Here is a 23,934-nt window from a genome sequence, read left to right as displayed (position 1 = left end):
TCTATTATTTTTTCGTCCGGTAAAGCGCTACGACGAACACAGCACGGGTCGTTGGCTGATTCGGCAGGAACTTACCGTCAACTGAGTCCATCAGTCCCAAGCCGACGATGTTGTTGATCGAGCCAGCCGCCCAAGACGGCCATTGCGTTTTGTCAGCCAGCTTTTCTTTTGGCTGGGCGGTTTTCTTGAGCACGCGGTCGAGGATCGCAGCCGCTTCCGCACGGGTTACCTTTTGGTCAGGACGGAAGGTTTTGTCCGGGTAGCCTTTGACCAGTCCTTTGGAGATCGCTACTTGGACAGCACCTTGCGCATAGGCTGGAACTGCGTCTTTAAAAGGTAAAGACGGCTTGCTCGGAAGCTCCCAGTTGAACACACGGGCAAGCAACGTTACATACTGTGCACGGGTGAGTGCCACTTCCGGGCCGAAGATGTCGGCTTCCAGACCTTTGACAGAGCCTGCGTTGTACATCGCCATGATTTCCGTTTTGGCCGGGTGATTGATGATGTCTAAGAACGGTACATCCTTTGGTTTATCCAGATAGTACGGGATATACGTGCCATAGGCATTGATTGCATAGTGCCAGTTGCGCTTCTCATCCATCTGACCTTCCAGCGCATCATAAGTCTGGTTGGCTTCGTTGACATAGAGGAGTCCGATCCCTTTGCCTGCCGACCATTTTTTCGGAGTCAGGGTCATGACCGCCGGTGTAGTCGCAATCTGGTCGGTTTGTCCTGGCTTCAGTGCGACAGGCTTGACGGTAAATGAATAATCAGCAGGTACATATCCCGGCAATTGGGTGCCGACCATCGCATTCACATCGATGCGGGCTTTATCGAGGAACGTAGCTGCTTTGACAAAGGAATAGCCAAGGTCAAGCTCGTAGCCAAGCGACATCTTGCCCGGCTGTGCGGCAGTCACATCTTTGCCCGCCGGGATGTTGGCTGCATTGTACGGAAGAAGCAGGAAAGCCTCATCAAAATAGAGTGTGCCTTTTTCCGGGCGGTTCTCTGTGCCTTCCACTGCATTGACTACATAGATACTGCGAAGTTGGAGCGGATAGACGGCTTCAGCAGGGAAATAGCCGCGTACTTCCTTCCAGCCTGTCCAGTTGATCTCCTTGGCGAGATCGACGTAGTGGGTTTTGCCTTTGGAATCGACCACTTCGGCACGGAGCCAGTGGTTGCTGTTATCACCGTAGACCCACAGTCCAAGACCAAATGGCTGCCCTGGGATCGCCTGCGGTTTTTCCCCGAGACGGCCATATGTGATGCGGATTTCGTTGGTTGGTGCTCCGTTAAAATCATAGACAAGCTTGGCTGCCTTCGCCGTGCGGTAGACTTGTTCGCCCGCTCCGCTGACTGCGGTGAAGGAGCCTTTGCCTTTCAGTTCCTCATAGTTGGAGGTATAGTTCATCCCCGCCATATTGTCAAAAGTCAGCCATGGCTGTTCGGTCCCCCCGATGTTGACTGGAACGGTTGTGTTCACGCCATCGTAGGAGACAGTCAGGCTGGTTTTGCCTTCTTGATTGCCTGCAGTCACTTGCAGCTTGTCATTGGTGGTGATCAGCTGTGAAGCAGGGTTCAGCGTGACACTGAGCGGGGTCGCCTGAATCGTCTGACCCTTTTTCGTCTTCACCTTCACATCGAGAGTGATGGTCTGCCCTTTGCCCAGATTGATGGCAGATGGAGATACCAGCACCTGCTGCACTTCACTGCCGCTGATGACATTGATTTCACGTGACTGAGCAATGCCCCCCACTCGTGCAGTGACCGTGGTCTTGCCTGGTTTGAGTGCGGTAAATAGATGATTGGTAAATGTTCCGGTATCACTGACAGCTGCCTGCCACTCGATTTCACCCGGCTTGATTACGTACGGATTGTAGTGAACATCATAGGCTTTGGTTCCAAATGTAGTCGTCTGACCGAGCAGCACTTCGGTGTTGCCGGTAATCTGGAAGCCGCCCAAAGCCCCCGCCGGTGCGGTGTTGAATACGGCCAATCCGGTAGGTACACGACGCTCGTAGCCGTCGTCTTTTGGACGGTTGATCAGCTTGGCTTGCGTGTCCCCAAGCATGCGGGCCGACAGGGTAGTCGAACCACCTCCGTCAAAGTTGGATGCCCGGTAAGCTCCCAGCTCGACCATCAGATAAGCCAGCTCCGGCAAGGATACTCCACGGCTTTCTGTCCCATGGTCAATGCTTACGATATAGAGCGTCTTGCCGTCCTGAGATGTCCCGACAGCGGTACGCGCATTGTTGTTTAAGATATAGCTGTCCACGGTAAAATTGGTGATCGGCTTACCCTCATTGACGAGCATCAGGTGTCCGCCGATGACCTGCTCCCATTCTTTTCCCGTCGGCAATGTCGTGGAATCGACTTTCACCGTAGAGCCGACCTTGACGTGTTGCAGCAGGTAAGTAGCAGCAGCACCATGACCCCACAGCACAAAGCCGTTATACGGAATCACCGCGGCAGGCTTGTCCACCCGTACTTCCTTGGCTACTCCGTCGACGAAGATGATCTCCACTACATTTTTATAGCCGGAGATCGGTCCCAAGCTGGTCTTGCCAAACTTCGGCGTGTACAGATTCAGCTGGTCCTGATGGCTTTTGCCCGCTGAGCTCATGTACTCTTCTTTATTAATCCCGCGCAGGTTAAAGCTCGTGCCGTCTTGTGCCGTCACTTTCCCCGCGAAGTCAAAGTTCTCGATATAAGCGGTCTTGTCACTGGTAATCCCTAAGCTGTACCAGTACGGAATATGCCCCATCGAGGATACGGTTTCCCCGTCTTTTACGACAACTCCGAATGGTGCACCTCTTTTAGATGTATTGAAAAAGTCTGCATTTACGGCCATGACCGCGCCTGCTTCGTTCGCCATTTTGGTGACGGTCTGGCGCTCGGTCAGCTTCTGCCCCGTGCCATAGACCGGTTTGACCTCTACGTATTCGTTGTTCAAATCTACTTTGGTCACATAGATGACAGCGTTCTTGCCTCCATATGATTTCGTATATTTGTACAGGGTCGTCCCTTCTGCAATCGGCGTCTGCCAGATCAGCTTAACCGGATCGATCGTTGCTGCCTCGGCTACCTGGGCCATGCCTGGGAACAGGATTCCCCAGACCAGCGCTGCAACCGTGAGCCAAGATATGGCCTTGGCTGAGTATTTCCCCATGATGTCTAATCTCCTCTCCCTACCTGATTTCTCTTTGTCTCTCTTTTCTGTTCTACCATTCTATTTAGACGCATCGTGCACCTGTCAAGTTTCGTACTTTTATCAAATTTTATTTGGTAACAAAGTGGTTTTCCGATAAAACAAAAAGAGAGACGCTGTGATCAACGTCTCTCTTCATATGAACAGATTGTTTCTTATTGTTTGGTTTTTCCCGGTACGAATGGAGCCGGACGCTCGCTGGACAGACCAAAATGATACAGAATCGCTTCCACAATACGGCGGGACGCCTGTCCGTCACCATATGGATTGGCTGCCTGCGCCATCTGGGTATATGCCGCTTCATCGGTCAACAGCTCGTTAGCAAGTTGGTACACGGTATCCTCATCTGTACCAGCCAGCTTGAGTGTACCTGCCTCGATCCCCTCTGGACGCTCGGTCGTATCGCGGAGCACCAGAACAGGTACGCCGAGGGAAGGAGCTTCCTCCTGCACCCCGCCGGAGTCGGTCAGGATCAGGTGGGCACGGCGTGCGAAGTTATGGAAGTCAAACGCATCGAGCGGCTCGATCAGATGGATGCGGTCATGGCCGCCCAAAATCTCCTGTGCCACTTCCTGTACCGCTGGATTAAGGTGAACTGGGTACACCACAGCGATATCCGCATGCTCATCTACCAAACGGCGTACGGCGCGGAAAATACGGCGCATCGGCTCACCCAGATTCTCACGGCGGTGCGCGGTCATGAGCACCATACGTTGGCCTGCCACTTTTTCAAGCACAGGATGCTGGTACTCTTCATTGACCGTCGTCTGCAGTGCGTCGATAGCGGTGTTGCCGGTGATATAGATTGCTTCTTCTTTTTTGTTCTCACGGCGCAGGTTGTCAGCAGAGCCATCTGTCGGAGCAAAATGCAGATCTGCCATGACGCCGGTCAACTGGCGGTTCATCTCTTCAGGGAACGGAGAGTACTTGTCCCATGTGCGCAGACCCGCTTCTACGTGACCGATGGCGACTTGGTTGTAGAAGGCTGCGAGACTGGCCACGAAGGTCGTCGTCGTATCACCATGCACCAGAACGATGTCCGGCTGGCTTTCCTTGATCGCATTGTCCAGGCTCTCCAGCGCACGCGTCGTCACGCCCACCAAGGTCTGGCGGTCGCGCATGATGTTGAGGTCGATATCTGGTTGGATTTTGAAAATATCCAGTACTTGATCCAGCATTTGACGATGTTGGGCGGTTACACAGACCACAGAGTCGATCTGCTCAGGATGCTTGCCCAATTCATGTACGAGTGGAGCCATTTTGATCGCTTCCGGTCTCGTACCAAATACAGTCATTACCTTAATCTTTTTCATAATGCCCCCTACTTCGTTCCGTACAGACGGTCGCCTGCGTCACCAAGACCTGGAACGATGTAACCATGATCATTTAAGCATTCATCTACAGCTGCTACGAAAATATCGACGTCAGGGTGTTCATCCTGCACCACTTTGATTCCTTCTGGAGCAGCAATCAGGCACATCAGCTTCATATTTTTTGCACCACGGTTCTTGAGCGCTTGGATCGCTGCTGCTGCAGAACCGCCAGTCGCGAGCATCGGGTCGATGACGATCAGGTCACGTTCCTCGATATCGGTTGGAAGCTTGGCGTAGTATTCTACCGGCTTGAGTGTCTCTGGGTCACGGTACAGACCGATGTGTCCTACTTTGGCCGCTGGGATCAGCTTCAGGATGCCGTCTACCATACCAAGACCTGCACGCAGGATCGGGATCAGACCCACCTTTTTACCGGCGATCACCTTGGACTTAGCTTCACATACAGGTGTCTCGATGGTGGTCTCTTCAAGCGGCATGTCCCGCGTGATTTCATAACCCATCAAGGTAGCTACTTCGTCTACCAGTTCACGGAATTCTTTTGTGCCCGTATTTTTATCACGAATCAGTGTTAATTTATGTTGGATAAGCGGATGGTCGAAGACATATACACGACTCATGGAAAGAACCTCCTTTTCGTCTCGTAAGCTTTTCTTATCATAATGGAGACAAGCGTGAACGTCAATTTTCATGGTAAAATAAACGAAATGGTCACATTTCATTCAAAAATAGGGTGATTGCTATGCCGTTATTACATACGTTGATGCAGTTTTGTCCACCGTTTCAGGCTAATGGATTTGATGCCGATCCACATATTCCCGATCAAAAGGTACAAGCCGCCCGTGAACACTTTCCGATCCCACTGCACGAGTTCGTCGTCGCACTGATTGACGCAAGCAAGACGGGAAATGGCAAAACAGGCTTCGCTGTATGTGAAAGCGGAGTCTACTGGCGCAACGGTTCTTTCAGTGGATACCTGCCGTGGGAGCAGTATGCCACTGTGCAGATCCGCCAGAGGAGCAGACGTCCCACCGACATCAGACTCGGGCAGCACCATCAATGCACGATCGCAGGTTCCTCGTATCCGGCTGACCGATTTTTGAATTTTTTAGGGACATTGCAGATGTGCGTACGGGGCTATTATGCCGTAAAAGAAGGAAAAGATCCAGGATTTGACCCAACCCGTCCACCCGGATCTCCTGCCTATCAGCCTCCGTTGACACCACCGCCGACAAGAGAGGGACAAGCTGCAGGGGAATCACCAATGCCGACCGGGCCATCCTGCTCAGAGTCCGCTCCCTCTACCTACTCAGAACCGACTCCTCCAACCTATTCGGAATCGGATCACTCTTATTCTTCCTCGACTTCTCTCTTTGATCACTATCGTCCGGGTCAGCCTGTAACCGATCACATTGAGGGTAAGGCTTCCACTTCTAAGCCGAAGTCGGAGGTGGTTCCGCTGGCTGAGCAGTCCGGCAGTCTTTTTTCCAGCTATACCGGGGCCGGGAAGAAAAAAGAAGAAGAGCCTGCTGCCCCGCTCACAGGAGAATCTCTATTCTCCTCTTACATGAAAGGAGCACCGTCCGATGCGTCGCTCAAGCCCGATCTGAACAATGCCGCACTGGAACGGTTGCTCGACATTCCTGGAATTACGACCAAGCGGGCCGCGATCATTATTGAGGAGCGCAGTAAGAGGCGTGGGTTCCGTTCCTTCGCCGAGCTTGGGGAACTGTTGCAGCTAAGCTACCAAGAGCTTGCCGAGTTGCAAGAGGAAGCGGTAATTCTTCCTTATGTGTTGCGAGACTGATCTTCTTGCACCGAAAAAAAAGACTCCAGACAGCTTCATCAAGCTGTTACTGGAGTCTTTTCCATATACCATACCGTCGTAACGGAAGGAACGTCTCTTACAGGACTTCCAAACCGTCATACAGCGGGAATTTCTTCGCGAGAGCGGCAACGCGTTGGCGAGCTTCCTCGTGTTTCGCTGCATCTTCTGGGTTTTTGAGCGTGAGGGCGATGATCGCAGCCACTTCGCGCATGGCATCCTCATCGAAGCCACGGCTGGTAACCGCTGGCGTACCCATACGGACACCGGAAGTAACGAATGGGCTTTCTGGATCGAATGGGATGGTGTTTTTGTTGGTCGTGATACCCACTTCGTCAAGCAGGTGCTCAGCCACTTTACCAGTCAGGTTGAGGTTGCGTACGTCTACGAGCACGAGGTGATTGTCTGTACCGCCGGATACAATGGTCAGGCCCTCAGCTTGGAGCGCTGCTGCGAAAGCTTTCGCATTGTTGATGACGTTCTGTGCATAAGCCTTGAACTCAGGCTGGAGCGCTTCACCGAAGGATACCGCTTTAGCAGCGATCACGTGCATGAGCGGGCCGCCCTGCATACCTGGGAAAACGGATTTGTCGATCCCTTTTGCAAACTCTTCTTTGCAGAGGATCAGACCGCCGCGAGGACCGCGCAGCGTTTTGTGTGTGGTGGAAGTGACGAAGTGTGCATGCGGCACTGGGTTTGGATGCAGGCCAGCAGCAACCAGACCGGCGATGTGCGCCATGTCTACCATGAAGTAAGCGCCCACTTCATCTGCGATTTCACGGAATTTCGCAAAATCGATCTCGCGCGGGTAAGCAGAAGCACCTGCAACGATCAGTTTTGGTTTGTGTTCGAGTGCTTTGGCACGTACATCATCATAGTTGATGTGTTGGGTTTCTTTATCTACACCGTATTCGACGAAGTTATAGAGCAGACCAGAGAAGTTAACAGGACTGCCGTGTGTCAAGTGACCACCGTGGGAGAGGTTCATCCCAAGTACGGTATCGCCTGGCTGCAGGATGGTGAAGTAGACAGCCATGTTGGCTTGTGCGCCGGAGTGTGGCTGTACGTTGGCATGTTCTGCACCGAACAGTTCTTTTACACGGTCGCGTGCGATGTTCTCAGCGATATCCACATACTCACAACCACCATAATAACGACGGCCTGGGTAGCCTTCCGCGTATTTGTTGGTCAATACGGAGCCGAGTGCTTCCACAACCGCACGGCTTACGAAGTTTTCAGAGGCAATCAGTTCAATTTTGTCGCGCTGACGACCCAGTTCAAGCTGCATTGCTTCCGCGATTTGTGGGTCTTGCTTTTTCAAAAATTCGTACATGCCAATTCTCCTCCTAATATATATCTGATAGATTGAGTAAGCTTACGAACAACTGTTGTTGGCATCTGTGCGCTCGTAGACCGCACGCACACCGCCGATGAGCTTGGGACGTGTAAAGGCCGCAGTCAGATGGGCTTCGCCGATCGATCGCAGAGACGGCCTGAACGGCACAGCCACATGCTTCAGATGCATCCCGATAAAGGTATCGCCAATATCAATGCCCGCATCAGCACGGATATGCTCGACGACCACAGGATCAGTCATCTGGCTATAAGCATAAGCCGCCATCGAACCTCCTGCTGCAGGCACCGGGATGACCGTCACCTCGTCATAGCCGTAACGCTCGGCTGTGGAGCGCTCCATCACCAAGGCCCGGTTGAGATGCTCACAGCACTGAAACGCCACGGAAAAACCATATGGGGCTTGTCCTGCCAAAATCCCCCGGTACAGTGCGGCTCCTACCTCTTCGCTGCCTGCCTTGCCGATGTGCTTGCCCAGCACTTCACTAGTACTGCACCCGATTACCATGAGCTTACCTGCCGTCAGTTTGCCCGCCTGTGCCAGTTCTGCCACAACGGTCTGAACCTGTTGCCCGATAAGTGTTACATCCACTTCTGTTCAATCTCCTTGATCTTCTCTACACGACGCTCGTGACGGCCGCCTGCAAATTCGGTCTCGATCCAGATCTTCACGATATCCAGTGCAAGGCCAGGTCCGATGACGCGCTCACCCATCGCAAGGATATTGGTGTCATTGTGCTCGCGGGTCGCTTTCGCAGAGAAGGTATCGTGCACCAGTGCACAACGGATGCCTTTTACCTTGTTGGCTGCAATCGACATACCAATACCTGTACCGCAGACGAGAATGCCGCGGTCGAATTCGCCGGAAGCTACTTTTTCCGCTACCGGTAACGCGTAGTCCGGGTAATCGACAGATGCATCGCACTCGCATCCGAAGTCCTCAAAGGAGATGTTCAACGATGTCAGGTACTTTTTGATTTCTTCTTTCAGCTTAACGCCACCGTGATCGGCTGCAATTGCTACTTTCATGAGCGATCCTCCGTTTGTGTATAGTCCCCTGTATTATACCTTATTTCCGCCGTTTGAAATACCTTTTATGAAATTATTTACACATTTTCGCCCCGAATCCTTACGATGCAGGCATTTATCGATAAAAATATTCGGATTTCATACAAAAAAAGGGTCTGGTCATTCCTTTTCCAGCCCTTCCACTCATGCTTTATTCATTTGAGAACTGATCGCTCAATTTGGTGTACAGACGGTCAAGCTCCTGTTCGATCTCAGCTGCCGCCATCCGATAGATCTCCAGGCTTCCACCGAACGGGTCTGCGATCTCACCTGACGGGTCACCCACATATTCTTTGAGCGTATAGACTTTGCCGGACGATGTGGGGAAGTAAGAGATAATCATCGTCTTGTGTCCCTTGGTCATCGTCAGCACCAGATCTGCCCAGTCAAGCAGTTCATCATCAATCCGCCGCGCCCGGTGCTGATGCTCGATTCCGCGCTCCACCAGTACCTTTTGGGCATGTTCAGAGGCAGGCTGTCCATCGTACGCAGCGACACCTGCAGAGCGTACCTCTATTGCGCCACCCTGTATTTTATGACGAAAAATTGCCTCTGCCATCGGGCTTCGGCACGTATTTCCCGTACAGACAAATAACAATCGCATGTTCCATTCTCCTCCTGTCTACAGGATGAATTTTATCCCGAAGATGACGAGGATCAGACCACCCAGCACCTCACTGTATTCCCCCAGCCAATTTCCCATACGCCTCCCCAGCATCATTCCGGCTGCTGCCATACCACCACCGGCAATACCGAACATGGTGACAGCCAACAACTTATTGATTTCCATCAAACCCAGAGAAAAACCGACAGAGAGCGCATCGAGACTGACGCTGAACGCAAACAGAAACAGGCCAAAGCCCGTGGTCTTCATTGATTTGTCTTCCTCATCATCCCCATAAAACACATTCCACAGCATGTGAAGCCCCATCGCAATCAGGATGAGACCACCTACCATGACAGCGATATCGCCCACGATTTCTGACAAGTAGATGCCGATGAATATCCCGATGAGCGGCATGGCTACATGAAACAGCCCGATGGTGAGGCTGACTTTGGCGATTTTCTTCAGGCGCATCCCGGTCATGCCTACCCCTACACCTAAGGAAAAAGCATCCGCTCCCAGCGCCAACGCGATTAAAAGTAAGGTAAGAAATTGCCCCCACTCAAACAACGTCACATCCACGTTTCCTCACCCTCCTGTCCCATTCACCATATGCGGACAAGAGGAGAAACATGACTTTTACGCTTTAGCTAGACAGAAATGATCCGGTGGGCCGCTGCTTTTTCCAGACGGTTCATCACCGCTAAACCCAAGCCTTCACGCGGAAACGTCTCCGCGACGATAAATTGAACCCGCTGCTCGTCAAACTGCCGGAGCACCCCGTACAGATCGCGGGCCACACTCGTCATATCACTTACAGAACCGCAGGCTAACGCCACATCAGCGTCTGCCGAGTCCTTCCAGAACGCAAGCGACTCCTCTGTGGTCATGACCCCTGTGGATAAGCCCTGAGCCTTGGCCTGATGCAACAGCTCGATCATCTTGGCACGGACAGAAGCCCCATCGCCTTCTACCAGCCACATTTCACCTTCTGGGGCATAGTGGGCATATTTCATTCCCGGTGAGACGGGAGCAGCATCCTTTTCACGCAGATGCGCCGGGTCCATCGCCACGTCCCCGATGACTGCTTGAATCTGTTCATATGTAATGCCACCTGGGCGGTGAATCATCGGCGGCTCGACTGTCATGTCGATTGTCGTCGATTCGACACCGACACCTGTGCTTCCCCCATCCAGGATTGCAGCGATGCGGCCATCCAAGTCCTCGGCTACATGTGCTGCTGTCGTCGGACTTGGACGTCCAGAGCGGTTGGCGCTCGGCGCTGCGATGGGCACTCCAGCTACGTTGATCAGAGCAAGTGCCACCGGATGAGCCGGCATCCTCACACCTACTGTCGGAAGACCCGCCGTCACCCGGTCAGGCACACTCTCCTGCTTGGGCAAAAACAAAGTAAGCGGCCCCGGCCAGAACGCATCCATCAGGCGTCGGGCGGCTGGGGATACCTCACTCGCCACCTGTGACAGCTGTGACATATCCCCAATGTGGACAATCAGTGGATTATCGCTCGGTCTTCCCTTTGCGACAAATATTTTCTCCACTGCGTCGGCAGAACATGCATTGGCCCCTAGTCCATATACCGTTTCAGTAGGAAAGGCAACCAGTTCACCTGCTTCGACAAATTTTGCGGAATCCACAATCTGTGTACAACTTTCTAAATGCTCCACATTTTTATCCACATGAAAGACTTGTGTCTCGTACTTCTTTTGCATGTGCAAAAATCCCTTTCTATGCTTGATACTACAAGGTTTGTCTTCCTAGTATAGAGATTCGCCCAAAAGTTTTCAACAGGTTGTGGGTAACTTGTGGATAACTGTGGATATAAAAAAACCTGCCCATTACAGGCAGGGAAAGGGGGGCATCTTTTGGGAAGCAGATTAGAACAGGTTTTTAAGCTTCTCCCAGAGGAAAAACCTCACTTCTACCTCTGGTGCTTGTACTTCCACCGTGTTTTGATTATCCACAGTCACTTCTGGATTTTGTGTATTATTGTCGAGAATATACTCGTCAGCTTGCATATCATCCGCTTCGGTTTTCACAGTTTCCACAGCTGTTTCCACAGATTCGTTTACTTCCACTGCATTTGATTCTACGGCCTCAGCCTGTGAATCTTCTGTTGGAGCCACTTCAGCAGTTTCTGTTGCTTGGGCTGTAGCTTGCTCTTCAGACTCTCTGGAATTATCTGTGTAAAATTCTGACTTTTCCACATTTCCCTCAGCGTTATCCACAGTTTTTGTGGGTTCTTTGGCTTGTACAGCATCACCGTTGGACATGTCGATGAAGCAGAGCGGCGGGAACAGGACACACCACCAATTTTGGCCTTTGGCTTCGCCGATGCGGACGCGGAGCGCTTCGTATTCGCCTGCTGGATAGACGTAGGAGCCGTACAGCTTGGTCGGGAATGGCACAGCGCCGAAATCAACGGTTGCTTCGTAGGAGAATCCACGGTCGCGGATGGTCTCCTCCACGATCTCTTGCAGCTCTGGCAGACGATTTTTGACTACTTCTCTTGCTTCGTCGAAAGATTGGATATCGGTCACCCAGTTATTCATATTCGCGATGATCGCGTCGCGGACTTCACGTTTGAGCCATTGATCTTGCATGGAGTCGCTGTTGGCCAGGATGCGTAAGCGGATGGACTCGGTCGGAATCGGTCCGTTGTCGATTACGTTGGCAGAAGATTTTTGACCTTCCCAGCTCATCAGTGCGACCGTCAGTGCGAACAGAATAAAAAAGAACCGTTTCATAGATACCAATCTCCCCTCGAATGTTCTGACACTTTGTTTTGTATCTCTCTAGTTGTCAGTATGGTCAGGGAATTTGGTATCTATACACGGTTCGTAAAAAAATTTGCTAGTTTACGAGTTTGGCTTGTGACGCACCCCGATCACCATGCGGTCAATGCCCGCCAGATCAGGAAAAATCGAGACTTCGTCAATGACGCCGGACTGCATCATCAGCTCCGCTACGTCTTGCGCTTGATGAATGCCCACCTCGAAGCCGACAAGAGCGGTTGGCTTGAGTACATCCGGCAATGCCGCACAGATGCGCCGGTAGCAATCCAGACCATCATCTCCGCCGTCCAGAGCCAGACGAGGCTCATACTCGCGCACCTCGACGTCCAGCTCATCCACATCCCGGCTGGGGATATACGGCGGGTTGGAGACGAGGATATCCACATGCTCGCCCAGATCAATCAGCGGCTGCACCAAGTCTCCTTGGAGGAATCGTACACGGTTTTCCACAGCGAGCCTTGCCGCATTTTGCCTTGCGATCGCAATAGCATCTGGGGATAAGTCGACTGTAGAGACTTTCCACGACGGTTGTTCACAGGCTAATGTTAGCGAAATCGCCCCACTACCTGTGCCGATATCCACCAGATCAAGCGTCTCCCCCTGATTCCATATGCGGCTGGCAAACAGCATAATCTGCTCGACCAACAGCTCTGTCTCAGGCCGCGGGATCAACACACCTGGGGCTACGAGAAAATCACGTCCATAAAAATTCTGCTCCCCGATCATATACTGGATCGGCTCATGCTTGGCACGGCGGCGGCATAGACTCTCCACCTCTTGCATAGCCTCTACCGAGATAGGATCAGGCAGCGAAGCCATAAAGCTGGCCCGGCTCATCTGAAGCACATGTCGGATCATCAGCTCTGCTTCAAATCTCGGGTCACGGGTTCCGGCATCTTGTAAAAATCGAGAAGCCCATAGCAGGGCTTCTCGAATGGTTTTGATCTCCATTGAATTAAGAGGTTGCACTTTTCAACAACTCCGTTTGCTCATGCATGATCAGGTTATCGATCACTTCGTCCAGTTCACCTGAGAGGATGCTTTCCAGACGGTGCAGGGTAAGACCGATACGGTGATCGGTTACACGGCTTTGCGGGAAGTTATAGGTACGGATACGCTCAGAACGGTCACCTGTACCAACGAGAGATTTACGCTGTGCATCTGCTTCGGCCGTCGCTTCTTGCAAAGCGAGGTCATAGAGACGGGCGCGCAATACCTTGAGGGCTTTATCCTTGTTGGAGTGTTGAGATTTTTCGTCCTGACAGGATACGATGATACCAGTCGGAATGTGGGTTACACGAACCGCTGATTTGGTGGTGTTAACGGACTGTCCGCCTGCACCAGAGGAACAGAAGGTGTCGATGCGGATGTCTTTTTCGTTGATCTCTACGTCTACCTCTTCGGCTTCTGGAAGCACGATCACAGTGGAAGTAGAGGTATGGATACGACCGCCGGACTCAGTAGCCGGGATACGCTGTACGCGGTGTGCACCGGATTCATACTTGAGCTTGCTGTATGCACCTTGGCCGCTCACGGAGAAAATGATCTCTTTGTAACCGCCGATGCCTGTTTCGCTGGCTTCGAGGACTTCAAGACGGAAGCCGTTCTTCTCAGCAAAACGGGTGTACATACGATACAGGTCAGCCGCAAACAAAGCTGCCTCATCACCACCTGCTGCACCACGGATCTCGACGATTACGTTCTTGTCATCGTTCGGGTCTTTTGGCAGGAGCAGGATTTTGAGACGGTGTTCCAGTTCTTCTTTGGCTTTGGAGAGTTCGGAGATTTCCATCTTGACCATCTCGTACATCTCATCGTCCAATTTTTCCTCGAACATCGCTTTGGCGTCATTCAACTGGGTTGTGACGGATCTATATTCACGATAGGCTGTGACCGTTTCTTCTAAAGAGCGCTGTTCTTTGGACAGCTCACGAAGTTTTTTGGTATCGCTGATTACATCGGGGTCACATAACAAATTCGTTACTTCTTCATATCGTTCTTCGACAGCAGATAAGCGGTCAAACACAACTTTCACCCCTAGATAGAGAATATCTCTGTAACAGTATAAGTATAGGGTATTTAGCGAAAAAAGTCAAAGGGCATACAACTCCGTTAGTGACGGGACGAATCTTTTATACTTTAAATGAATGAAGTGAATGAATATTGAAAGAAATATTGTAAAATATTTGTAAGTAAGTTTAAAACCGCATTCGCACTTATGACCGTTGTATCCCTTTCTTTTGGCACAGCTGCACAGGCAAGCACAGCTGAAGCAACATCTGTTATTTCTCCAGAAGTAGTATCCTCCTATTCAAAAACAGTTTACCGTACATATTCATCATTAGGTTCTATCCCGTCATCCATTTCCTACGTTGAATATAAAGATGGTTATCGCTATCAAGGTACATTACGTTTTGTGACTTATACTTCGAGTGGAGGCACATATACCGCTAAATTCAGTGGTACCATGTATCTACAATAAGTCGTGACGATCACGAACAGACCCAACCTCTTATTAGGAGGCGGGTCTGTTTTTTTGGTTCCATCAGCTTCATCACGGATTTCCCGATTTATCGGTTTCTGTTAAAAATCCCTTGATTATTCCCAGCGTTGCGGTTGTTCATATTGCCGAAGTTGCCATCATCTGAAGTGATGTGGATCTCATAACGCGGGTACTTCTTCTGAAGCACATTCATCACGTCACGCTCGATCCGGCGGGCATCCTGTCCGGTGACATTGTGGATAAGATCAAGAGTGACGTACGCATGACCGCCAGTTATGGTAGCTCGTGCTCCTTCTACACCTTGGACGACCTTGGCCAAAGCCCGCATTTGCTGTGTATCCTGCTGAGCATTCATAATGTCCTGGTGACCGATGTTGAGATTCGGATTGAGGTTACGGCCCATGAGCTGATCACGGTCTTCAACCGGTCTGGAGCCTTCATCCAACTCATCATCGTTCTGGTCGATGATACGGGTCGCTGTGTTTTGCGGGTCTATGCTTTTGACACTGGAGTTCTGGATCGGGGAGTCGTTGGATGGGTTACATCCGCTGACAACAGCAGACAGCAGAGCCACCATCCCAAGACGATACGACCATGCAGTGAACTTACTTTTTCGTTGCATAAGAAAAAGCCACCTCCCGTTTTTGCCTAGTGTGCGCATCCGGCACCAGTGGCATACAGCAGGAAGGTGGCTTCTACAATTTCACAGTTACATCTGTCTTCATGATTTATGATTGGACCGCATCAAGCGGTGGATGGTAGTAATGCTGGCGGCATACACTGCTGTAGGTCTCTTCTCCGCCGATCTCGATGGTTTCGCCGGAGTAGACAGGCTTGCCGTCCTTGAATTTGACGATATGTGTCGCTTTTTTATTGCAGTAGACACATACGGTTTTGATTTCTTCGATTTTGTCTGCCTCACAGAGCAAGTGGCTGCTTCCCTCGAACAGCTCGTTTTTAAAATTCTTCAAGAGGCCGTAGACGATCACCGGAATATCCAGACGGTCCACGATCGCTGTCAGCTGCTGAACATGGTGCGGGCTTAGGAACTGCCCCTCGTCGATCAGGACACAATCCGGCTTGTCCGCTTCCTGCTCAACAAGCTCGAAGATGTCAGTGTCATCACTGATCGGCAGTGCTTCACGGGAAATCCCCACGCGGGACGCTACTTTGCCAACGCCAAAACGGTCATCGATGGCCGGCGTGAAGACCATCACTTTTTTACCTGACTGCTCATAATTATGTGCTACGGTTAATAGTTGGATAGACTTCGAAGCGTTCATCGCTCCGTATCGAAAATACAATTGGGCCACAACTCATTCTCCCTCTGAGGCAATGTGATGTTTGCAACCGTATAATCATATCATTCCTCGTCCGGGTCGCCAACCATGTTATTTGGTCGATTTTGCTGCTTACCGCTCTTTTTGGCTTCCTGATAAATGGCAAGCGCCATCTCCCGCTGAATTGCATGATCCACACAAGGATGTGGATAATCGGTGCCGATAAGACAGCCTGTCTCGTGCTGAAGCTTCTCTGGCATCAGCCATGGCTTGTGGATATATTTTTTCGGTACGTTGGCGAGAGCCGGCAGATATCTTTTGACGAATTCGCCATCAGGGTCGAACTTCTCGCCCTGTGACACCGGGTTGAAAATCCGAAAATATGGCTGTGGGTCAGTCCCCGTCGAAGCGCTCCACTGCCAGCCGCCGATGTTGGCCGCATCGTCGTGATCGATCAGCTGGTAAGCGAAGTACGCCATGCCTTTGCGCCAGTCGATCAAGAGGTCTTTGGTCAAAAAGGAAGCGGTGATCATCCGCAGACGGTTGTGCATCCAGCCATGCTGATTGAGCTGCTTCATCGCGGCGTCGATGATCGGATAGCCGGTTTCGCCTTGGCACCATTTTTGGAACAGCTCTTCATTGTCATCCCAAGTCAGGGCATCGAATTCGGCGAGGTACGCCCGCTCCTGGGTATGTGGATGATGATACAGCACCATCATATAAAAGTCGCGCCAGCACAGCTCGGAGATGTAGGTCTCGATAGATTCCGCTTCGGTGCCGCGTGCCTGTTCGAGTGCGTCCATCGCGTAGGCATAGACGGTACGAATCGACACTAAGCCGGATTTGAGGGCATAAGACAGGCGGGACGTGCCTTCCACAGCGGGGAAGTCGCGGCGCTCCTTGTAGTACCAGACGTCATCCTCCATGAAGGCCTGCAGTCTGTCGCGGGCAGCTTTTTCACTAAAATTCTCAGGAGCCCACTCTTCGCCCAGAGGAGTCTTCAGCCCGATTTCCTCCATTGTGGGTATGTGGATAGATGCGAGCTGGTCGATCTGCTTGTATGTGTGTATGTGGATATCCTGTGGAATCGGATAAGGACGGTCTTTGGGGAGCTTCAGCCAAGAACGTTTATAAGGAGTGAACACGGTGTAGGGCTTGGCTTCTTTTGCCTTGGTCAGCACTTCGTTATATTCGTGCAAGACACAGTCTTTGTAGGTCTGGACAAAGATACCGCCTGCCTCCATTGCTTCCGTGACCGCCTCGTCACGCTTGCGGGCAAACGGGGTATAGTCCCGGTTAAAAAACAGCTTGTCCGCCCCAGTCTCAGCCGCTAATTCGCGCAGTATGGTCACAGGGTCGCCTTTGCGGAGGATCAGCTTGCTGCCAAGGTCGGCGAGGTTTTGTTGCAGAGAACGAATGGCGGAAAAAAACGTGTGCAGGCGCTTGGCCCCCATGTTAGGCGTATGATAAATCCGTTCATCCAAGATAAAAACCGGTATGATCTCATCACCAGTCTGACAAGCCATATACAGTGCTGTGTGGTCATGGACGCGCAGGTCTCGACGGAACCAGACGATGGTTGGCATAAACATTACTCCTATCCCAAAATAAAAGGCTGTCTAATATTAGACAGCCTCATCTTAATATATTTTTAGGGTAATGCCTTCTTTACCCTCGAGACTATCGTATCGCCTATAAAAGTGGTAAACTCCTCTTTTACAGTTTCATTCCATTGACCTAATCTTCGAGCCTCCCCATAGGCATTAAATAAGGCAGGTAGTATTTTAGTATACATTAAATATGTTAACAATACCTTCCTTTGGTTACCCCCATACCTGATACTATATTGTCCTTCGTATTCATTTTCAGAAATCCCTAGATTACCAAGAGAACCGAGAGCAACAGGTATCCGTTCATTTTCGTACTGTATCACCATATTAACCGCTTTGAATGGATCATTCATAAAAATGAACGCTAAAGAGCTTAGTATTGCTGAAATTTTCTCCCCCTCACCTGACAATCGGTGGGAGGAATCTTGCGTAGTACCCAAAAAACCGGTCCATGCTCGAATTATTACCTCTGGGCTAAAGCTGACTCTTTTATTCCCTCTAGTGAATACATTTATTAACCAATAGAAAAAATCAGGTGTTAAATTATAGTCACTTGGATTCTTTTCGAACTTACCCCAAATTCTTTCTGGGAAAAGATCGTTGCAAAAAGTATTCATATTGACAGTAGGAGTCATCCAGGGCACTGCATATACAAATCCATCTTTTTCAAAAAAGACTGTTATAACTTTTAAGCTATTGATTCTTTCATCAAAAGGGACTAATTCTTCCCTAGATTGATCTTCATACCACTTATCTTTTCTTCTTGTTCTTTCGTTACAACCCTCGGCTATAAGGAATCGAACCATATCTTTAGTTCCTGATTCTATAGTATTTATTCCTTCCTTAAAAGGGTTCCCTAGTTTTAACCATCTTTTTGTTAACTTTTCTTCATATGGCCAATCATCGTCATCCACAGTTTCATCAAGAATTCTCGAATCATCAAGTTTCTCCAAAGCGACTTCTAGTGACCTGATGTCATTAAATCTAACCAAAGATGCATTGAACATTGATTATTCACCCTTGTTTAAAACAATTTTTCTATCCTTCAACTCTTTTTTTACCAATGGTGCAGTTAGGATCGAAAAAAAAATGGATGCCCAGATATTCCCACCACTTATAATCCTTGCTGATATTTTACCCGTCCTTATAAAGTCATTATTCACTGAAAAGTAAATGGGCAATTCTATGTTTGTTTCTATATCATATTTTTCAATTAGTGCCGTTAAATCACAATACCAACGATTCCCCTCAATTTTACCACTTTCAATATCTCCACGTTTATCATCGACAGCAACCGTTAACCAGTTTTTATTCCAGCGTATCTCTAATACATGATTAGCTATTCCAAACAATGTTGAAATTCTCTTATAAAATAAATTCTTGTAAGAAACCTGTCCCTTAACTTTTAATTTTCTAGCTTGTCCACCAAAGTCATATTTTGTGGTTTCCTCATCTAAAGCATCCTTTGGGTCTATAATTGTTACCTTAATATTCACCGGGCGTTTTAATTTACTTACTATTTTCCATATAATATTGTGTAAAAGTAATAATATAGCTAGGTCTATTGCTGCAATAATTGGTTCAGGATTGCTTGACTTAATCTCCAAATGAAATTTATCATATATATATTTAAAAGGTCTTATGTTGAATATCCATATCAACAAAAGAGCTAAAGGTGATGCTGTAACTGTATATAAATATTTAATTAAGCTAATCAGGGTCCTCACTAGCTCACCCCATAAATTAACGAATTAAGTACCCGATCCAACTCAATTAATTGATCATCTTCCTCAATAAATAAAACACCATTATTAAAGATAATATAGATATTACCATTTTTTGAGAAAACTAGTTTCTCAGGTATTGAATCGTATATCTCATCAAACCTTATTATTTCATCTTTTAGTACTTTAAGATATTGAATTACCTGTTCTTCAGAATAAAAGGACGTGATGTTCTGAAGATATTCATTAATATATTCTTGATCCTCAGCATTTATCGGAGGGGAAAAAGTAATTCCTTTTAAATTAAAATCGTATGCTTTTAACTTCTCAATCAGCTCACCGAATAAGGAAGGCGTCACTAAAAATTGACTCAATCCTAAATAAGAAGCATTATTAAGAAGTTTTTTATAATCGTTAGGTTCACTTAGGTCATAAGTAGATACTAAATATTTCTGGGTTTGTAGCCTAGGAGAAATAGAAGAAAAGAGGCTGTCATTCTTGATATGATCCTCAATAACAAATATTTTATATCCAGTTGAATCAATCAAATAAATCCCCCCTTAACCTCATTTTAATTATCTCCCGTAATTACAATATTATGCTATGTATATCCAATATTCCAAGTACCAAAAAAGTACAGTTACAAGAATAAAACCAGGCGGGCATAGCGCCCACCTGGTCTCTTCTGAACAACCCTACTAAAATTAGAGGTTGTATTTGCGTTTGAAACGGTCTACACGTCCGCCTGCATCGATAAACTTTTGTTTACCGGTGAAGAATGGGTGGCAGTTGGAGCAGATCTCTACGCGGAGAGCTTCCTTAACAGAGCCGGATTCGAACTCGTTACCACACGCACAAGTAACTTTAACGGTCTTGTAGTTAGGATGGATACCTTGTTTCATTCGAGTGCACCTCTTTCCGCCCTGAATCGTTTGCCGAATCAGAGTTATAGTCAAAACACATACCTTGAATATTAGCATCATCAACCATAAAAAGCAACTGGAACTATTCTACTGCGTTGACGTTTTTTCTGCGGCGCAAGCGCTCTGGCGGTACGTGTGTAAAGGAGCCGATCACGACGTCCGGCAGCTCTTGCTGATAGATTTCGATGGCTTGCTTCATCCCGAATACTTCGCCTTGCGCTTTTGGAATCATCGCCAGATAGCTCTCTGGGTCGATGTTGAGATTGCGCAGCTGGATGAGCTTGATGCCAGTGCGGCGGATGAATTCAATCATCGCTTCCATCTCTTCTTCGCGGTCAAATACACCTGGGAAGCAGAGGTAGTTGATTGAGGTATAGACCCCTTTGGAAGAAGCGTATTCGGCAGAGCGCGCTACGTTTTCCAGCGTGTAGGCGCGTGGACGGTAGTAGGCATTATAGTGTTCGTCGATGGCACTGATCGTACTGATCCGCATCAGGTCAAGACCCGCGTCGACGATTCCTTTGATATGATCGGTCAGACCTGCGTTGGTATTGATATTGATATAGCCCATGTCTGTCGTCTCACGGACGCGGCGCATGGCTGGGATGATGATAGAAGCCATGGTAGACGGCTCACCTTCACAGCCTTGTCCGAAGCTGATGATGCTCTCCTCATGCTGGAGGTGGTGAAGCATCACCTGTACCAGCTCGTCCTCGGTCGGCTTGAAGTTCATACGTGTCTGTGGAGCCGGGAATCCACTATCATCCGGTTGCTCGGAGATACAGCCATAGCAGCCCGCATTACAGGTGTAGGATACCGGCAGACTGCCTTCCCAGCGGTGGAAGAAGTTGTTGGAAGCAGTCAGGCATTCGTATTCCAAGGCACAGTGAGACAGATGCTGCAAAATCCGGTTCTCCGGGAATGCCTCTAATGTCTTCTCCACACGTCCGCGCAGCTCGTCCATCGGGAAATTGAGCGGGTTCCACTTATGCGGTTCATCGCTCTTGCGTCCGGCGACCCAGAACGCATTGTCTCTCCACACGACAGCCGTGTAGCCAAACAGTGGGAACTTGCTGTCTTTATCGGTCTTAATATAACCCGGTAGCAACAAACGGGTAAAACCCTGCGGGATCAGAGCACCTACCGCCGTATAGCCGTCCAGCTTGATCATCTCCCCAGTGTCGGGGTCCATGCCTACTGGCACAGTGTCTGGCAGGCTGACGAGGGTAGCGCCGTCCGGCAGGGGAATCAATTCTTCGTCCAAAATCTCGGTTAACATGTCACCATTGCGTGCAATTGCCAAAAGACCGGGATGATCATAGACCTGCCCGTTTTTGTCCGCATAAACCAAGTTCATGAAAAAGTATACCGCCTCTCCAAATACCTAATGACGACAATTGTAACGTATCGGAGGGGCTTTGTAAATTGATCAGCTATTTCCTGAGATACCGTAATGGGTTCAGCGGCACATCGTCCTGTCTTACTTCAAAATGAAGATGGTAGCCTGTCGAATCCCCCGACTTGCCCATGTAGCCAAGGATATCACCACTATCCACTTCATCTCCGACATGGACGATGATTTTGCGCATATGCGCGTAAAAGGTCTGCAATCCTCCACCGTGGTCAATCACGACCATATAACCGTATCCGGCCCGGTTGGCTCCTGCTTCGATCACCTGACCTGATTTGGCTGCGAGGATCGGGGTTCTCGATTTATTTTCATTCCAGAGATCAACACCCTTGTGCATCTTGCCCCAGCGCATGCCGAAGTTGCTGGTGATCGTAGGAGCTGGGATCGGCCAGTCCATCATCCGGGAGCCTGTTGATTTGCGGCTGGCTACCTGTGCCAGCTGACGGCGCATATTGACATGGCCCGACGCCATCGGCTGTGCTTGTTGGATCGGGATATGCAGGACCTGTCCGACGAACAATTCATCCGGCATCACTTTGGCCAAGGGATTGAGTTCCATGATCTTCTCTTTGCTCACCTGATAACGCTTCGCGACCAGCTCAATCGTATCACCTCGCTGGACGACATGCTTCACTTCGTCCCGCTTGACGATGAGCTTCATCCCGATGCCGACGAGATTCGGGTTCATGATTTTATTTTGTTCCATCAGATCATCCAAGGTGATGCCATAGCGGTTGGCTATCTCGGACAGCGTGTCCCCTTCTGCTACGGTATAAGAAAACACAGATGGGCGCTTTGCCTGTGATTTCTCATCCAGCTGGCCCAATGGATTGAACACGTCAAATAACGTCTCTTCAATGACGGCTTGTTTGGCTTCTTCTGCAGTTTTCCAGTCAGGCGCAAGTCCTGGTTGTTGTACGTCCATCTCTTACCCTCCCATCGCCATATCACCATGATATGCGCGGGAACAAAAAAACATGACGGGAGCCGATACTCACCGTCATGTCTGGGTTTGCAGATTCGATTTGCCAGCCGGTTTGGGAGCCGTTTCGATGGTCTCCAGGAACTCGGCATTGGTTTTGGAGTCGGACAGCTTCTTGAGGAATGATTCGACGAACTCCTGACCATCGCTCATCGATTTGCGGATGGCCCACAGCTTATCCAGCTCTTCTTTGGACAAAAGCAGCTCCTCGCGGCGGGTTCCGGAGCGGCGGATATCGATCGCCGGGAAAATGCGGCGCTCCGCCAGCTTGCGGTCAAGGTGCAGCTCCATATTGCCTGTTCCCTTGAACTCCTCGTAAATCACATCGTCCATGCGGGAACCGGTCTCAACCAAAGAGGTAGCGAGAATGGTCAAGCTGCCACCCTCCTCGATGTTGCGCGCCGACCCGAAAAAGCGCTTGGGACGGTGGAAGGCCGCAGGATCAATACCACCGGACAAGGTACGTCCACTCGGCGGAATGACAAGGTTGTAGGCCCGGGCCAGACGTGTGATGGAATCCATGAGAATCACGACGTCTTTTTTGTGTTCGACGAGACGCTTCGCCCGCTCCAGTACAAGCTCTGCTACCTTGATATGGTTCTCCGGCAGCTCGTCAAAGGTCGAAGCGATGACTTCCCCTTTGACCGAGCGCTGCATGTCGGTTACTTCCTCTGGGCGCTCATCAATCAAGAGCACGAACAGAGAAATGTCCGGACGGTTCTCCGAAATGCTGTTGGCGATTTCTTTGAGCAGCATGGTTTTACCCGCTTTCGGCGGAGCGACGATCAGGCCGCGCTGCCCAAGTCCAACCGGTGCGAGCAGGTCCATCAGACGGGTAGAAAGCTGTGTCGGATTGACCTCCAGCATTAATTTTTGCTGTGGATAGAGCGGTGTCAAGGCCGGGAAGTGGAGGCGTTCTGCCGCCTGCTCCGGATCGATGCCGTTGACCGCTTCTACCTGCAGCAGACCGAAATACCGTTCATTTTCTTTGGGCGCACGTGCTTTGCCGGAGACCAGATCGCCGTTGCGCAGGTCAAAGCGGCGAATCTGCGATTGGGAGATATAGATATCTTCCGCGCTCGGCAGGTAGTTGATTGGGCGCAGGAACCCGTATCCCTCTGGCAGGATTTCCAGTACCCCCTCCATGAACATGAATCCTTCGCGTGCTGCCTGAGCACGGAGGATGGCAAAAATAAGCTCTTTCTTTTTGAACTGGGAGTAGTAGGGAATCTGGAATTCCTTAGCCAGTTTGTAGAGATCGGTCAGTTTCTTGTCTTCTAATTCAGATAAAAGCAC

23 protein-coding genes are annotated in these 23,934 nt (G+C 49.9%); 1 reads left to right on the top strand and 22 read right to left on the bottom strand.

The genetic code is table 11. The features are described 5' to 3' along the window. Positions 1–4: 4 nt before the first annotated feature. The 3 genes from FGI41_RS14530 to upp all read right to left on the bottom strand — a co-directional run bounded on the left by FGI41_RS14530 (position 5) and on the right by upp (position 5,162). Entirely contained in the window at positions 5–3,172 is a 3,168-nt protein-coding gene (locus tag FGI41_RS14530; RefSeq protein WP_139491075.1) for a phosphodiester glycosidase family protein, read from the bottom strand. 194 nt (positions 3,173–3,366) lie between these two features. Beyond that, entirely contained in the window at positions 3,367–4,524 is a 1,158-nt protein-coding gene (gene wecB / locus FGI41_RS14525) for a non-hydrolyzing UDP-N-acetylglucosamine 2-epimerase (RefSeq protein WP_139491074.1), read from the bottom strand. A gap of 8 nt (positions 4,525–4,532) precedes the next feature. Further along, on the bottom strand, positions 4,533–5,162 hold the full coding sequence (gene upp / locus FGI41_RS14520; RefSeq protein WP_139491073.1) for a uracil phosphoribosyltransferase: 630 nt from the start codon (positions 5,160–5,162) through the stop codon (positions 4,533–4,535). A gap of 122 nt (positions 5,163–5,284) precedes the next feature. Here upp and FGI41_RS14515 point away from each other — a divergent pair, with 122 nt between their 5' ends. Beyond that, a complete protein-coding gene (locus FGI41_RS14515) occupies positions 5,285–6,349 on the top strand; it encodes a ComEA family DNA-binding protein (RefSeq protein ID WP_139491072.1) in 1,065 nt (354 codons plus the stop codon). A gap of 97 nt (positions 6,350–6,446) precedes the next feature. On the opposite strand, the gene glyA is transcribed toward FGI41_RS14515, so the two are convergent. The 19 genes from glyA to rho form a co-directional block, all read right to left on the bottom strand. After that, positions 6,447–7,700, bottom strand: a complete 1,254-nt coding sequence (gene glyA / locus FGI41_RS14510) for a serine hydroxymethyltransferase (protein WP_139491071.1) — start codon at positions 7,698–7,700, stop codon at positions 6,447–6,449. A gap of 42 nt (positions 7,701–7,742) precedes the next feature. Next, positions 7,743–8,312 (bottom strand): TIGR01440 family protein, encoded by a 570-nt coding sequence (locus FGI41_RS14505; RefSeq protein WP_139491070.1) that lies wholly within the window; start codon positions 8,310–8,312, stop codon positions 7,743–7,745. Further along, positions 8,303–8,749: a ribose 5-phosphate isomerase B gene (gene rpiB, locus FGI41_RS14500; protein WP_139491069.1), complete on the bottom strand. Its 447-nt coding sequence runs from the start codon at positions 8,747–8,749 to the stop codon at positions 8,303–8,305. The genes FGI41_RS14505 and rpiB overlap by 10 nt, the downstream gene beginning before the upstream one ends. Before the next feature lie 190 nt (positions 8,750–8,939). Continuing rightward, positions 8,940–9,392, bottom strand: a complete 453-nt coding sequence (locus FGI41_RS14495; RefSeq protein ID WP_139491068.1) for a low molecular weight protein arginine phosphatase — start codon at positions 9,390–9,392, stop codon at positions 8,940–8,942. Between the two features lie 18 nt (positions 9,393–9,410). Next, positions 9,411–9,974: a manganese efflux pump MntP gene (locus tag FGI41_RS14490; RefSeq protein ID WP_139491067.1), complete on the bottom strand. Its 564-nt coding sequence runs from the start codon at positions 9,972–9,974 to the stop codon at positions 9,411–9,413. Between the two features lie 68 nt (positions 9,975–10,042). After that, a complete protein-coding gene (locus FGI41_RS14485; RefSeq protein ID WP_139491066.1) occupies positions 10,043–11,122 on the bottom strand; it encodes an L-threonylcarbamoyladenylate synthase in 1,080 nt (359 codons plus the stop codon). A 165-nt stretch (positions 11,123–11,287) separates the two neighbouring features. Then, complete coding sequence (gene spoIIR / locus FGI41_RS14480) at positions 11,288–12,157, bottom strand: stage II sporulation protein R (protein WP_139491065.1); 870 nt, start codon at positions 12,155–12,157, stop codon at positions 11,288–11,290. Between the two features lie 111 nt (positions 12,158–12,268). Next, the gene (gene prmC, locus FGI41_RS14475) at positions 12,269–13,156 is read right to left on the bottom strand and encodes a peptide chain release factor N(5)-glutamine methyltransferase (RefSeq protein ID WP_139491247.1); all 888 of its coding nucleotides are present in this window, start codon (positions 13,154–13,156) and stop codon (positions 12,269–12,271) included. A gap of 4 nt (positions 13,157–13,160) precedes the next feature. Next, entirely contained in the window at positions 13,161–14,231 is a 1,071-nt protein-coding gene (gene prfA, locus FGI41_RS14470; protein WP_139491064.1) for a peptide chain release factor 1, read from the bottom strand. A 544-nt stretch (positions 14,232–14,775) separates the two neighbouring features. Further along, positions 14,776–15,330, bottom strand: a complete 555-nt coding sequence (locus tag FGI41_RS14465; RefSeq protein ID WP_176560281.1) for a YhcN/YlaJ family sporulation lipoprotein — start codon at positions 15,328–15,330, stop codon at positions 14,776–14,778. 106 nt (positions 15,331–15,436) lie between these two features. Continuing rightward, the gene (locus FGI41_RS14460) at positions 15,437–16,021 is read right to left on the bottom strand and encodes a thymidine kinase (RefSeq protein ID WP_139491062.1); all 585 of its coding nucleotides are present in this window, start codon (positions 16,019–16,021) and stop codon (positions 15,437–15,439) included. A gap of 50 nt (positions 16,022–16,071) precedes the next feature. Further along, positions 16,072–17,574: a cryptochrome/photolyase family protein gene (locus tag FGI41_RS14455; RefSeq protein ID WP_139491061.1), complete on the bottom strand. Its 1,503-nt coding sequence runs from the start codon at positions 17,572–17,574 to the stop codon at positions 16,072–16,074. Between the two features lie 65 nt (positions 17,575–17,639). After that, positions 17,640–18,605, bottom strand: a complete 966-nt coding sequence (locus FGI41_RS14450) for a hypothetical protein (RefSeq protein WP_139491060.1) — start codon at positions 18,603–18,605, stop codon at positions 17,640–17,642. Between the two features lie 3 nt (positions 18,606–18,608). Next, the gene (locus FGI41_RS14445; protein ID WP_139491059.1) at positions 18,609–19,325 is read right to left on the bottom strand and encodes a hypothetical protein; all 717 of its coding nucleotides are present in this window, start codon (positions 19,323–19,325) and stop codon (positions 18,609–18,611) included. Beyond that, positions 19,325–19,870, bottom strand: a complete 546-nt coding sequence (locus FGI41_RS14440; RefSeq protein ID WP_139491058.1) for a hypothetical protein — start codon at positions 19,868–19,870, stop codon at positions 19,325–19,327. The genes FGI41_RS14445 and FGI41_RS14440 overlap by 1 nt, the downstream gene beginning before the upstream one ends. 156 nt (positions 19,871–20,026) lie before the next feature. Further along, on the bottom strand, positions 20,027–20,224 hold the full coding sequence (gene rpmE, locus FGI41_RS14435) for a 50S ribosomal protein L31 (RefSeq protein ID WP_139491057.1): 198 nt from the start codon (positions 20,222–20,224) through the stop codon (positions 20,027–20,029). A gap of 103 nt (positions 20,225–20,327) precedes the next feature. Beyond that, positions 20,328–21,602, bottom strand: a complete 1,275-nt coding sequence (locus tag FGI41_RS14430) for a radical SAM family protein (RefSeq protein WP_139491056.1) — start codon at positions 21,600–21,602, stop codon at positions 20,328–20,330. Positions 21,603–21,678: 76 nt separating this feature from the next. After that, positions 21,679–22,581: a M23 family metallopeptidase gene (locus FGI41_RS14425; protein ID WP_139491055.1), complete on the bottom strand. Its 903-nt coding sequence runs from the start codon at positions 22,579–22,581 to the stop codon at positions 21,679–21,681. 75 nt (positions 22,582–22,656) lie between these two features. Beyond that, entirely contained in the window at positions 22,657–23,934 is a 1,278-nt protein-coding gene (gene rho, locus FGI41_RS14420) for a transcription termination factor Rho (protein WP_139491054.1), read from the bottom strand.

Origin of the sequence: Brevibacillus dissolubilis, from assembly GCF_006170445.1 — a bacterium.
In the GTDB taxonomy this organism is placed as follows: Bacteria; Bacillota; Bacilli; order Brevibacillales; family Brevibacillaceae; genus Brevibacillus_B; species Brevibacillus_B dissolubilis.
This window is presented reverse-complemented; position numbering and strand designations above follow the sequence as displayed.